This is a genomic window from Oceanobacillus sp. CFH 90083, from assembly GCF_009389585.1.
Taxonomy (GTDB): domain Bacteria; phylum Bacillota; class Bacilli; order Bacillales; family Amphibacillaceae; genus Oceanobacillus.
In genome coordinates this window covers 439,497-452,443 of sequence record NZ_VIYG01000001.1, presented here as the reverse complement: position 1 = coordinate 452,443, position 12,947 = coordinate 439,497, and the positions used below count along the sequence as shown (strand labels likewise).

Sequence of the window (12,947 nt, the reverse complement as noted above, 5' to 3'; positions counted from 1 at the left end):
AAGTGACAAGTATGCTTACAAAGCCTGTAATTCAATTCATTATACACCAAGGTTTGCACCGGCCACCTTGTCTCTAACCGCTGTTATATAATGATTTACTGCGGACTTTTACTGTCAAACGATAGAATTGTTAATAATGACTATACAATTAATTTACTTGAATTGTCAATAAGAGATTTGAACAGAACTTCTAATTAACATACAGGCACAGACTTACCTAAACCGAGAATGATTTATATATCCCTGTTTATTTTTTATCTTCCTCATAAGGCTCAATATGAATTAATGCATGATTAATTCCATATTCTTTGTAAAGATAGTCTTCAATATGCTCTGTAATGGCGTGACTGTCTGCTACATTCAAAGTGGCGTCCACGGAGATAGTTATATCTAAAAGCTCTTGATTCCCATGAATACGTCCTTTGATATCAATCACATCCCGTACATTCTTAAATGTCCGGATATTCTCCTTCATTTCATCTAATTTTTTATAATCAAATCCATCTGTTAATGTAACCGTGGAATCTTTAAAAATATCCCAGGCTGTTTTACAAATAATTAATCCGACTAATATAGCCACAATCGGGTCTAACCAAAAAAGGCCAAATTGTGCACCGATAATACCGATAAAAACACCAATACTTACAAAAGCATCAGATCGATTATCCATAGCAGCCGCATAAAGTGCACTGCTTTCGATTTTTTTGGCCAGCTTTAAATTGTAGCTGAATACACCCAGCATAACAAATGCAGCAAATAAAGCTACCCAGGCTGTCAGCATATCAGGCTGTTCGTAATCAGATGCGTAAAGGGTCTGCCCGGCAGTAAATATAACCTGAAGTCCGATAAACATCATAATAAATGCAGCAAATAAAGAAGCGATACTCTCTGCCCGGTAATGTCCATAACGATGTACAGAATCAGCAGGTTTGCGCGCTATCTTTAACCCTACTAAGACAGCAACCGAAGCAATAATATCTGTAAAGTTATTTAATCCATCTGCTCGCAGTCCTTCTGAATTCCCGACAGAAGCGAAATAGAGCTTTAAAATAGCTAAAAAGATATATGCGATGATGCTCAACCAGGCACCCTTTTCTCCTGTTTTTAAGTTTTCATTATGATTATTCATAGTTATCCCACCATATTTAAAATTTGACTGTATCGTGTGTGTTGAAAAGTTCCGTTTTCGATTTTTGGCACAGCTGTACATCTCCTCCGTAAGGATTTATAGTATTTTCAAGTCAGCTTATATAGTCTACCAAATCACTATCTGGTGGGTCTAGAGAAAAATAACAGAATGCAGGAAGAGTTATTGAGAGTTGTAAGCATATTTTCCTTTGGGAAACAATCATTGCTTTGGCATTATTTAGTGTTGCTTTTCGTAAAAAAATAATTCAGAAAATAAGGTTTTAATATAGAAGTAAAATAATCGGAAATATTTTTAAAAATATCTTATAGTTGAAATTTAGGGAAAGTTTATGCATAATGAGTAAAAGGCTTTAAGGGGGAAACTTCCATGAAACAAGAAAAAATCGTTTACCGCTTTTTTCAGTACGTAGGAGAGCCATTAACAGCACGAAAAGAGCTGGCATTTGAAGATAAGCTGGCTGCTCAATTATTATTGGACGAACTTGTGTTTAAGTGGAATAAAGCCCACTTGGAAGAAGAAATAAATCAAGCTATTGAAACAAATAATTATGCAGATTTTAAAAAATATAGTGAAGCTTACAAGCAATACGTGTGGGAAGATTAAAAATATTACAAGGCATAGCGTACAAAGTAAAGTGCGTCTATGTCTTTTTTTATGAATTGTATTAAAATTAAAAAAAGATAGGATTTACTAAATAAATCCACTATAATGCAAGTAAAGGAGGGGGATAAAGTGGACGAAAAATCAAAAAAGAAAATACAGAGCAGTTGGATGATGTACGACTTCGGGAATTCTGCTTTTGCGACAACAATGATGGCAGCTGTACTTCCGGTTTATTATTCAACTGTAGCTGCATCCGGTCTGGAGGAGCATTTAGCAACAAGCTACTGGGGGTATTCACAATCTATCTCTGTTTTAATTGTTGCGATCCTTGCACCAATTTTAGGTGCAATCAGTGATTTTTCGGCAGCTAAGAAAAAGTTTCTCCGTTTTTTTGCATTTATGGGTATTATTGCGAGCATTCTGATGATATTTATTAGTGAAGGAGATTATTTACTGGCTTCGTTATTATTTATTATTGGTTCCATTGGATTCTCCGGCGGGAATATATTTTATGATGGTTTTTTGCCGGAGATTGCGGAAAAGAAAGAAATTGATAAAGTTTCATCAGGCGGCTTTGCCTATGGATATATTGGCGGCGGCATTTTGTTAGCAATTAATGTCATGATGATATTAAATCCATCCTGGTTTGGAATTCCTGATACAGAATGGGCAACCAGGCTATCACTTGCTTCTGTAGGTATCTGGTGGCTTGTTTTTACGATTCCGCTTCTGAAAAATATAAAAGAAGAGAAAAAGGAAAAAGTAGAACGGAATAAATCCTATGTAGCCATTGGGTTTTCCAGAGTTGGAAATACTTTTCGGGAAATAAAGCAATTTAAGCAGCTGGCTATTTTCCTGCTTGCTTTTTGGCTTTATAATGACGGTATTTCAACGATTATTCGAATGGCGACCGTCTATGGAAGTGAAATCGGCATCAATCAAAACGATTTAATTGTTGCCTTATTAATCACACAGTTTGTCGGCATTCCTTTTACATTCTTTTTCGGCTGGCTGGCATCAAAGATTACAGCGAAGAAGGCATTATTTATAACCTTATACATTTATTTAGGAATCGTCATTATTGGTTATTTTATGAATACAGCATTCCATTTTTATATTTTAGCTATTATTGTAGGTATGGTTCAAGGGGGAGCGCAATCATTGAGCCGGTCTATTTTTGGAAGAATGATACCAACGGGCAAGCATGCGGAGTTCTTTGGTTTTTACGGAATTTCGTCCAAGTTTGCGGCTGTTGTTGGCCCATTTATGTTTGCAGCAATCGGGCATTTGACCGGGAATAGCCGGTTAGGAATTTTGTCGCTTATTTTCTTCTTTATTGCCGGAATTATTCTCTTGAAGTTTGTGGATGTGGATAAAGGAATAGCAGAGGCTGAGAGAGCTTCAGATAGAAAGGATGAAGTCAACATACGTCCGCAATAGCAAGAAGCACATGCTGTCTGGTTTTTATTAAACCAAATAGTATGTGCTTTTTCTGCTATACAATCGGCACACTAAAACGGTTTATATCATGATTTGCCAAAGGAGTTCCTGTATCATATGAAATATTGCCAATACGGCGAATAAGCTGTTCTTTCACGGATTTCCCCCCCTCATCCCAAAAGTCTATCACAAGAGGAAGCAAACTGACAGCATCATCTAACGCATCAGCATACAGTTCTTCAAAGCTTTCCGTATGACTTTCCCCTGTAGCTGAATGAATCCATAGGGATTTTTCTTCATTCAGATAATCGATATTTTCATTAACAGGCTGGTGGGAATAGGGGCTGATCAAGGTCATGAAGATTTTATTTTTCAAACCGGCAGGATCTGCGAACAGCTTTTGGGCAGTAATCATATCCTGATAGGCAATTTGAATATCTTTCGTTTGAAAAGATAATTCAGGGTAATACTTACGAATGCTTTCATCTAACAAATAAAGAATAGATGCAGGTAACGTTTTACCGACATTAATTTCTTTATATGCCGGATGCTTCCATAGTTCCATTTTACGGGTGTTTAAAGCCCATTTTGTATCAATGATGGTTTCCAGTTTCTGATGGTTATTAGCCTGATAGCCGGATCGATAGTGGATATAAGGATGTGTATGGAGATCCAGCAGATGGTGGGTAATAAAACCCATCACATACGCTTTTATTTCATCTGATTGTTTTTGCGCTTTTTCGATCAGGTGCATTAAAAAAGAACCGCATTCTTTTGTATGCAAAGCATGACCAATTTCTTGGCCTGTTTTTTGATTGGAAAGCCATGGCCAGAACCGGTAATAAAAGAAAGGATCAGGACCCTGTGCTCCCAAGAATAAGGCATGTCTATCGGGAGAGTCAGGTATATCATAGGATAGAGAGCTGCAGACATCCTCTGCGAAAAAAATATGTGTCCACATATTTGGCATGCTGTATTCCGCCTTTCTATCAAGTTGAAGTATACGAAAAATGTCATGTATTTTAAGGAAATATATTTATCCTTATCATATCAGAAAAAGAAATCGAAAAAAATTAAAAAATTTGGTACACTAGATATGGATAAAAGGATAAGTTCAAGGAGGAGTCAGTATGGATTATCGTATAGAAAAAGATACAATCGGGGAAATCAAAGTTCCAGCAGACAAATATTGGGGGGCACAGACACAGCGCAGTAAGCAGAACTTCCCGATTGGACAGGAAACGATGCCTGTAGAAATTATTAAAGCGTTTGCAATTTTAAAAAGAAGTACAGCGATTGCTAATTTTGAGTTAGGTTTAATGGAAGAAGAAAAAGCAGAGGCTATTAAATATGCTGCCGATCAGGTATTAGCAGATAATTTAAATGACCATTTTCCATTGGTTGTTTGGCAAACAGGAAGCGGTACACAATCAAATATGAATGTAAACGAAGTATTGGCTTATGTTGGAAATAAGTGGCTGAAAGAGCAGGGAAGCGAATTAAAGCTTCATCCTAATGATGATGTAAATAAATCACAAAGCTCAAATGATACATATCCGACCGCAATGCATGTCGCAGCTGTGTTAAAGCTTGAGGATACGGTACTTCCGGCTGTAAAGCAGCTCATGGGAACGCTTGAAGAAAAGCAAAATAAATTCGCTGATATTGTTAAAATCGGCCGAACACACCTGCAGGATGCGACGCCATTGACATTAGGGCAGGAAATCAGCGGCTGGCACCGGATGCTGGAAAAATCATATACCATGATTAAAGAAAGCAATGAGCATCTGAGAGAGCTTGCCATTGGCGGGACAGCCGTAGGAACTGGTTTAAATGCACACCCGGATTTCTCAGAAAAAGTTTGTAAAGCAATCTCGGCATATACTGGAAAAACATTTATTTCTGCTAAAAATAAATTTCATGCCTTAACAAGTCATGATGAGACTGTGTATGCACATGGTGCCTTAAAAGGGCTTGCAGCAGATATGATGAAAATAGCTAACGATGTTCGCTGGTTAGCAAGTGGACCCCGCTGTGGTATTGGAGAGATTACAATTCCGGCGAATGAGCCGGGAAGCTCTATTATGCCAGGAAAGGTAAATCCGACACAAAGTGAAGCAGTGACAATGGTTGCAACACAGGTAATGGGAAATGATGCAGCAATCGGCTTTGCAGCAAGTCAGGGAAACTTTGAATTAAATGTATTTAAACCAGTCATTGCCTATAACTTCCTGCAGTCCAGTCAATTATTGGCAGATAGTATTATTTCCTTTGATGAGCGTTGCGCTGTCGGAATTGAAGCAGACTTAGCACAAATTGAGAAAAACCTGCATGGATCATTGATGCTGGTTACTGCCCTAAATCCGCATATCGGCTATGAAAATGCAGCAAAAATTGCCAAAACAGCCTTTGCAGATAATGCAACATTAAAAGAAACAGCGGTTAAACTTGGTTTATTAACTGCCGAGCAGTTTGATGAATATGTAAAACCGGAAGAAATGACATATCCAAAATAAAGCGAGCTGGAAAACTGCTAAGTTTTAAAACTTAGCAGTTTTTTGCACGAAGAAAAATAGATATTTGTGAAAAAACTTTTTAAGAAAAATCCAATATGTAGAGGAGCGCTCTCTATAAACAACATAAGCGTGATCATTACCGGGAAATTATCATGAGATTCATTTTGCTTCCCTTGCAACCTTTTGCAGGGTACTATAAGCTGAATTTATAATAAATTATTAATTGTCGAATTTTACTTATTTCACTTTTACTTATTTTCTTGTTCTCCTCTCTCTATTTTTTTGAACAAATCAATGCAGAGCCAACTCCGAAAGCTGTAATAGATAATATTGAACAAATATGCCGAAAAAATGTACAGCGTTTATTTACAGAAGCAGAGAAACAGCAGATGGTGTGGTAAATGAACTTTTTCAGCCTGGAAAATGTGATTCATTAGCATACGGACTCTTTTTAAAGAGCAAAATGGAGAATACAGCAATGTGTTCTCCATTTTTTACATACAAATATAATGGTTGTTTCCCATTGCTATTACCAATAATTAACTATCATAACTTCAACAAAAATGCAGATGATATGTGTACAGGAGGTGATAACTATGGCAAACAACAATTCAAACCAATTACTAGTTCCTGGAGTACAACAAGCTCTTGATCAAATGAAGTACGAAATTGCTCAAGAATTTGGTGTAAACCTTGGTGCAGATTCAACTTCTCGTGCAAACGGTTCTGTAGGTGGGGAAATTACAAAACGTTTAGTACAAACTGCTCAACAACAAATGCATCATGGTCAATAATTTTATTAAATAAAATATTACTGGCTAAGAAGGGGAACTTATCATGAGTTCCCCTTTACCAATATTCGTTCTCATTAATGTATTAACGTATACGCTGTTCATTCTCCTTATCAAAGAAATGGATTTTATTCATATCAAAGGAAAGCTCTAATTCGTCGCCTCCTTGTACATCTGCACGAGAGTCAACGCGCGCAACAAATTCTTGGCCATCAATATTGGAATAAAGGATGGATTCCGCTCCCATTAACTCAGCAACCTCAATTTTTGCTGTTAACTTTGATTCAGGAGATGATTCTATGAAGACTAATTCATCATGAATATCTTCCGGACGAACACCGATAATCAGCTCTTTTCCTTCATAGCCTTGCTCTTTCAGCGGTGCAAGCTTTGGTTGTGGAATCAGGAATGAATTGCTGCCTATTTTAAATTTGTCTCCTTCTAATGTACCGGTAAAGAAATTCATAGACGGGGAGCCAATAAAACCGCCGACAAATACGTTTTCAGGTAAGTCATATACATCCTTTGGAGCACCGACCTGCTGGATAACTCCATCCTTCATAACAACCAATCTTGTAGCCATTGTCATTGCCTCTGTCTGGTCATGGGTTACATAAATGGTTGTCGTTTGCAGGCGCTGATGAAGCTTTTGTATCTCTGCCCGCATTTGTACACGCAGCTTTGCATCTAAGTTAGATAAAGGCTCATCCATTAAGAATACCTTTGCATCCCGGACAATAGCACGTCCTAATGCGACACGCTGTCTTTGTCCGCCGGATAATGCTTTTGGCTTTCTATCCAAGTATGCCTCTAAGCCAAGAATTTTAGCCGCTTGATCGACACGTTTTTTAATTTCTTCTTTTTTAAATTTACGCAGTTTAAGTCCAAATGCCATATTATCGTATACATTCATATGAGGATACAGGGCGTAGTTTTGGAATACCATCGCAATATCACGATCTTTGGGAGAAACATCATTCATTAGCTTTTCATCAATATAAAATTCTCCTTCAGAGATTTCTTCCAAACCGGCAATCATACGCAATGTTGTTGATTTCCCGCAGCCGGATGGACCGACAAATACAATGAACTCCTTATCCTGAATATGTAAATTGAAATCTTTTACCGCTAAAACGTCTTTATCGTACCTTTTCTGAATATGATTTAATTTTAATTCTGCCATAATGTACATCTCCTCTAAATGGTTTTGATAGAAACTCTAAAATGAAAGCGTTTTTTAATCTGATTTCATTCTACTGAAAAAATTGCAAAAACAATATGGAGATGTTGCATAAAATTACGTTTGGTTATTGTGCATGTTTGCTAAAATAGCTAAATACACAGTAAATGCTTTATTAAACTGCTTTATATCAATGCCTGTGCTGTCATAAAATTTATCCAGGCGGTATTGCAGGCTGTTCCGGTGAATGTATAGTTTCTTTGCTGTTTCGGAAACATTCAAATTGCACTGGATAAACATCCAAATTGTTTCTAAGGCCTCCGGATCTGTTAGAAACTCCTTTAAAACCCATTCACTTAATTGCTGTCTCTGCTGTTCGGGGATGCTTTCAATAAGAAAAAGCGGGTATCCTTCTGTGTAATCCATGACAGGTGTATCCATTTTTCGGGAGCTGCTCTCTGCCATTTTGGTTATTTGCTGCATATAGTCTTCTAATACCTTATCATTTTCTAAATATGGACCGATAAAAAAGTTGGTTTTCACATACAATTCACTCATTAACGTATCAGCAATATGATGATACGTGATTTCTTCCTCTAAAACACTGTTCGGCTCCTCGATGATAAAGCCTTCATGAGCGTTATTCCATAACACAGATAAACCCCCGTTAAAAAATTCCTGTAATGTATTTTTAAATATGATGGGATCAAGCTGTCCATTATCAATCCGAAAATAGATAAAGCGGTAGCGTCCTTCTTTTCCAAGGTTTTTGTCTGTTTTTTTCTGAATACGTACTGCCCAATCTTTTTCTCTTGGCGATTGAGCCGGCAATTGAATCTGATAAGAAGAAAGAAAAGTCCCTAAAAGTATTTTATCTTTATCTGTTAATTCTTTCTTGTCGATGCCGATGATTTTGTTTTCAAACTGATACCACTTATAATCAGGATGAATATCCTTCTGATTTTTTGGGAGCTCCATGATACTGGGGTAGAGCTTCTTCAATCGCTGTAAATACAATGGGATTCCTCCTTCTGAAGCTTATATAAATATTACATTAGATCTTATTATAGAGGATGTTCAAAAAGTCCCCAAATGATAAGCGGCAAATTCTTTAGTTGGCATGTCTTTTCCGATGGTACTGGGACTGGAACTGCGATTCCTCGCCCTTTCAAAACCGTATTTAAGCATAAAGGAACTTCTGTTAAGACCGTCACGTTCTTGTGGACAAAAACAGTAGTCATCACATCCTGTGAAAGCCCGTTCGTAAAAGCTGCGTCGCATTGACCTTCTTGCTTCTAATTTAGCTCCTTTTTGAACACCCACTTATACTATGAAAAATCAATTGAAGTTATTTTTTCCTTCATCAAATAGATATGGCTATACATACTCAGGCAGCTTTGTTATAGTAGCAAGAGACGATGAAGGAGGAGTTACTTTAATGGCAAATTTACAAGAGCAAGCAAATCATTTAGAACAAGCACTTCGTGAAAGCAAAGAATTTCAAGATTTAAAGCAGGCCTACGATGCAGTAATGTCTGATGCTTCTGCAAAGCAAATGTTTGAAAACTTCCGTGAAACACAATTAAACCTGCAGGAAAAACATATGCAGGGCTTAGACATTTCCGAAGAAGAAATTGAAAAAGCAAGACAAATTGTTGAAACGGTTCAACAGCATGATGCCATCTCGAAATTAATGGAAGAAGAACAAAAACTAAACAACGTCATTAATGAGATCTCTCAAATTATTACAAAGCCATTAGAAGAACTCTATGGTACTGAGTAATCCAATTTGATAATCCCCCGCTGCTACGTAACTATCTGTAGCAGCGGGGGATTTTAACGATGGAAGAGAACCAGCTTAGCACTTGGACTGACGCAGCGATGTGTATGTTCAGAGTAGTTCTCTTTATCGAGCTTCTCTTTTCCAATTTCTTTTGCATCTGAATCATTAGAAGCTTCGAAATGTTCATCAAGCAGTTTTTCTCCGGTTTTTGAAAATACAGTTAAATAGTACGTACCCATGATGCACCCTCCAATCAATGAAATCGCTTTATTCATAAATTGTAAATCAAAACAAGTCCTTATTGCAATAATTATGAATTAGTATTCATTTTTAAGATTGGGAAATGTTTTAAATATGAATGTCAGGGAAAAAGAGATAGTAGGCACAAAGGAATAAAAAATGAAACGATTTTATTTTTTGTACGTATTACAAGTTGAAAAAAATTTGAAATATCAGTGAACCTTTTCATCCGTTTAATTGTATAAGGTAGTAAAGGGAGAGGAGAGAGTTATGTGCTAAAACTAACAAATGTAACCAAGCAGTTTGGAAATCATACTGCGGTAAACAATTTATCTCTGGAGATACCGGAAAGTGAAATGTTTGGCTTTTTAGGCGGAAATGGTGCGGGAAAGACAACGACCTTCCGAATGATTCTCGGCTTACTGGATAAAACAGCAGGGGATATTACCTGGCAGGGAGGGTCCATTTCTTATAATGAAAGTCATTTAATTGGTTACCTGCCGGAAGAAAGAGGGCTGTATCCGAAATTAACTGTGAAAGAACAAATTATTTACTTAGGACGGCTACGGGGAATGCAGAAGCAGGATATTCTAAAAAAACTGGATGAATGGCTGGACCGGTTTAAAGTGCCAGAGTACTTAGATAAAAAAGTACAGGAATTATCGAAAGGAAATCAGCAGAAAATACAGTTTATTTCTGCCGTGATTCATGAGCCGAAGCTATTAATATTAGATGAACCATTTTCCGGATTAGACCCGGTTAATGTAGAGATGCTGAAGGATGCAGTCAAAGACTTGAAAAACCAAGGGACATCAATTGTTTTCTCCTCACATCAAATGGAGCATGTCGAGGAAATGTGTCAGCATATCTGTATTTTGCAAAAAGGAACTCCTGTGGTTCATGGTTCATTACGGGAAATTAAACAAAGCTTTGGAAAGAAAAATCTTGATATCCGTGGTGATTTTTCCATGGAATTTTTAAAGGATCATCGTGGTGTTGCTTCTTATAAAGAGTTACCGGATGGGTGTGCCCTTCAGATTGAGAATGAACAGGTTGCACAAGAAATTTTTTCTGAGCTGCACGGCAAGGGGTTTGTCCGAAAATTTGAAATTGAAGAACCATCCTTAAATGACATTTTTATCGCGAAGGTAGGTGCTTCCTATGAGTAAGTTCTGGACAATAGTCAGCCACACATATTTTTCACGGGTGAAGTCAAAATCATTTATTATTACTACGGCAATTACGTTAGCGATCATCATCGGATTGGCAAACTTACCTTCGATTATTGATATGTTTTCTGGTGATGAGGACTCATCTGAGCAGGTACTTGTTATAGATGATTCAGAAAGATATAGCGCTTATTTAGCAGAAGACGGGCTTAGTCAAGGTACAGGAGTTGCCTATGAATTTTTTGAAGGAACGGAAGAGGAAGCAAAGGATGCAGTAGTGAATGAAGAGTATGATGGCTTACTCGTCATTACAACCGACGAAAATAATCTGCCTGAGGGGGAATACTATGCAAATCGTATTACTGAATCGGGAGAGCAGATACAGATTGAACAAACACTGCAGCAGCTAAAGGTTATTGTGGGAACACAGGAGGCAGGAATTGATCAGCAAACTTTAGATACGATTTACGCTCCAGTGACTTTGCAGACAGAACAGCTGGATGACAGTGCCAGAACAGCTGAAGAGATGAATCAGTCAAGAGGATTAGTGTATGTGATGCTATTTGTACTGTATATGACTGTTTTAGTCTATGGACAAATGATTGCCACAGACGTTGCAACGGAAAAATCTTCACGAGTAATGGAGCTGCTTATCTCCAGTGCTCCGCCGATTACGCATATGTTTGCAAAAATCGTTGGAATTGCCTTCTTAGGATTGACACAAGTCATCGTTCTGCTTGGCGGAGGTTATTTTGCGATTCAAGCAAATCAAGGTACGATGGCAGGAGAATTTTTTGAAGTGATGGGACTTACGAATAATGATCCGGTTATTTATATTTATGCAGTTGTCTTTTTCTTATTAGGATATTTCCTTTATGCAACCTTAGCTGCGATGCTGGGATCATTAGTCAGCCGGATTGAGGATGTTAATCAATTAGTTATGCCAATGGTCATGTTAATTGTGATTGCATTTATACTTGCGGTAACAGGTTTAAGCATGCCTGAATCGACAATGATTACCGTAACATCCTATATACCATTCTTTGCGCCGATGATTATGTTCCTGAGGATCGGCATGCTGAATATTCCAATCTGGGAAATAGGCTTATCCATCGGAATTCTTGTGTTAACGATTGTTTTATTTGCTGCATTGGCAGCGCGGGTCTACAAAGGCGGTGTGTTGATGTACGGCAAGTCAGGCTCATTAAAAGACTTAAAACGTGCGATAAACCTGTCGAAAAAAGAATAGGTGCGGGAAACACCAATATTGAAGCTGGGGGCTGCAGGCTTCAGATAAAAAATAGTTGTTTCCTTAATGAAAAATAAGATATCGTATAAGTGAAGCAGAAGCAGCATACAATAAACGTCCGGTAGCGGTAACACCGAACGTTAGCGCAACAGCCCTTCAAGGGGGCAGCTACACGAATTGGTTGAAAATAACCACTCCATCCGCTTGCCAGGCTGGTGAACTGCACCCCGATTGTTAGACACAAATCTAATAATTGGAGGTGCAGTTTTTTATGGCTAAAGGACAGAATTGCAACAATTAACGAGCCGAAAGAAATCATCAGTACGAGTGCTCCAAACACTGTCAGGGGCTTCATCTCCTTCTAAAGGGGGAGGAAAGTCTTATGCTAGCATCATTATTAAATATGTTCGGTTGATTAATAATTTACTATTAGCAATTAGATACCAATTTTTAAGAAAAGTTTTCCTGTTGACATATATACGGTAGGGTGGTATTTTAAAAGTGAAGACAAAAGGAGGGATACGGTGGATTCCTTACATGAGCATACAATGAAACCAAGAACAGAAGCAGAGAAAAAAGCAGTTACGAACCGGTTAAAACGAATTGAAGGCCAGGTGCGCGGTATTCAAAAGATGATTGATGAAGATAGGTATTGTGTCGATATTCTTGTCCAAATCAGTGCGATCAATTCTGCTTTAAAGCGTGTAGGCTTTGAAGTAGCTGAACGGCATATTAAGCATTGTGTCAGTGATGCAGTGAAATCTGGAGAAGGCGATGAGGCCATTGATGAGCTGATGGATGTTCTTAATCAGTTTACAAAATAATA

Annotated in this window: 14 protein-coding genes; 8 read left to right on the top strand and 6 right to left on the bottom strand. The window is 37.7% G+C overall.

Annotation, left to right across the window (positions count from 1 at the left end; genetic code table 11):
* Positions 1-247: 247 nt before the first annotated feature.
* Positions 248-1,129 carry a cation diffusion facilitator family transporter gene (locus FLK20_RS02180; RefSeq protein ID WP_152654916.1) on the bottom strand — a complete coding sequence of 294 codons (882 nt, stop codon included), beginning with the start codon at positions 1,127-1,129 and terminating at the stop codon, positions 248-250.
* Between the two features lie 387 nt (positions 1,130-1,516).
* Here FLK20_RS02180 and FLK20_RS02175 point away from each other — a divergent pair, with 387 nt between their 5' ends.
* Both FLK20_RS02175 and FLK20_RS02170 read left to right on the top strand, forming a co-directional pair.
* On the top strand, positions 1,517-1,753 hold the full coding sequence (locus tag FLK20_RS02175; RefSeq protein ID WP_152654915.1) for an IDEAL domain-containing protein: 237 nt from the start codon (positions 1,517-1,519) through the stop codon (positions 1,751-1,753).
* Between the two features lie 129 nt (positions 1,754-1,882).
* Entirely contained in the window at positions 1,883-3,193 is a 1,311-nt protein-coding gene (locus FLK20_RS02170) for an MFS transporter (protein WP_152654914.1), read from the top strand.
* Between the two features lie 55 nt (positions 3,194-3,248).
* Here the strand turns inward: FLK20_RS02170 and FLK20_RS02165 are convergent, their stop codons facing one another.
* Positions 3,249-4,163, bottom strand: a complete 915-nt coding sequence (locus FLK20_RS02165; protein WP_152654913.1) for a zinc dependent phospholipase C family protein — start codon at positions 4,161-4,163, stop codon at positions 3,249-3,251.
* Between the two features lie 160 nt (positions 4,164-4,323).
* Between FLK20_RS02165 and fumC the strand changes: the two genes are divergently transcribed.
* Positions 4,324-5,709, top strand: coding sequence for a class II fumarate hydratase (fumC, locus tag FLK20_RS02160; protein WP_152654912.1), 1,386 nt, complete (start codon positions 4,324-4,326; stop codon positions 5,707-5,709).
* A 596-nt stretch (positions 5,710-6,305) separates the two neighbouring features.
* On the top strand, positions 6,306-6,503 hold the full coding sequence (locus tag FLK20_RS02155) for an alpha/beta-type small acid-soluble spore protein (RefSeq protein WP_152654911.1): 198 nt from the start codon (positions 6,306-6,308) through the stop codon (positions 6,501-6,503).
* An 82-nt stretch (positions 6,504-6,585) separates the two neighbouring features.
* Here FLK20_RS02155 and FLK20_RS02150 read toward each other — a convergent pair whose 3' ends face one another.
* A complete protein-coding gene (locus tag FLK20_RS02150) occupies positions 6,586-7,683 on the bottom strand; it encodes an ABC transporter ATP-binding protein (protein ID WP_152654910.1) in 1,098 nt (365 codons plus the stop codon).
* Between the two features lie 114 nt (positions 7,684-7,797).
* Complete coding sequence (locus FLK20_RS02145) at positions 7,798-8,697, bottom strand: PucR family transcriptional regulator (RefSeq protein ID WP_227994816.1); 900 nt, start codon at positions 8,695-8,697, stop codon at positions 7,798-7,800.
* A 421-nt stretch (positions 8,698-9,118) separates the two neighbouring features.
* Here FLK20_RS02145 and FLK20_RS02140 point away from each other — a divergent pair, with 421 nt between their 5' ends.
* The gene (locus FLK20_RS02140) at positions 9,119-9,463 is read left to right on the top strand and encodes a YlbF/YmcA family competence regulator (protein ID WP_152654909.1); all 345 of its coding nucleotides are present in this window, start codon (positions 9,119-9,121) and stop codon (positions 9,461-9,463) included.
* 53 nt (positions 9,464-9,516) lie between these two features.
* On the opposite strand, the gene FLK20_RS02135 is transcribed toward FLK20_RS02140, so the two are convergent.
* The gene (locus FLK20_RS02135; protein WP_152654908.1) at positions 9,517-9,702 is read right to left on the bottom strand and encodes a YhzD family protein; all 186 of its coding nucleotides are present in this window, start codon (positions 9,700-9,702) and stop codon (positions 9,517-9,519) included.
* Positions 9,703-9,975: 273 nt separating this feature from the next.
* On the opposite strand from FLK20_RS02135, the gene FLK20_RS02130 reads away from it, so the two are divergent.
* The gene (locus FLK20_RS02130) at positions 9,976-10,872 is read left to right on the top strand and encodes an ABC transporter ATP-binding protein (protein WP_152654907.1); all 897 of its coding nucleotides are present in this window, start codon (positions 9,976-9,978) and stop codon (positions 10,870-10,872) included.
* Positions 10,865-12,121, top strand: coding sequence for an ABC transporter permease (locus FLK20_RS02125; RefSeq protein WP_152654906.1), 1,257 nt, complete (start codon positions 10,865-10,867; stop codon positions 12,119-12,121). Before FLK20_RS02130 ends, FLK20_RS02125 begins: the two co-directional genes overlap by 8 nt.
* A gap of 40 nt (positions 12,122-12,161) precedes the next feature.
* Here the strand turns inward: FLK20_RS02125 and FLK20_RS22200 are convergent, their stop codons facing one another.
* Entirely contained in the window at positions 12,162-12,476 is a 315-nt protein-coding gene (locus FLK20_RS22200) for a putative holin-like toxin (RefSeq protein ID WP_227994815.1), read from the bottom strand.
* A gap of 193 nt (positions 12,477-12,669) precedes the next feature.
* Between FLK20_RS22200 and FLK20_RS02120 the strand changes: the two genes are divergently transcribed.
* Positions 12,670-12,945 (top strand): metal-sensing transcriptional repressor, encoded by a 276-nt coding sequence (locus tag FLK20_RS02120; protein WP_370453153.1) that lies wholly within the window; start codon positions 12,670-12,672, stop codon positions 12,943-12,945.
* The last annotated feature ends 2 nt before the right edge of the window (positions 12,946-12,947 follow it).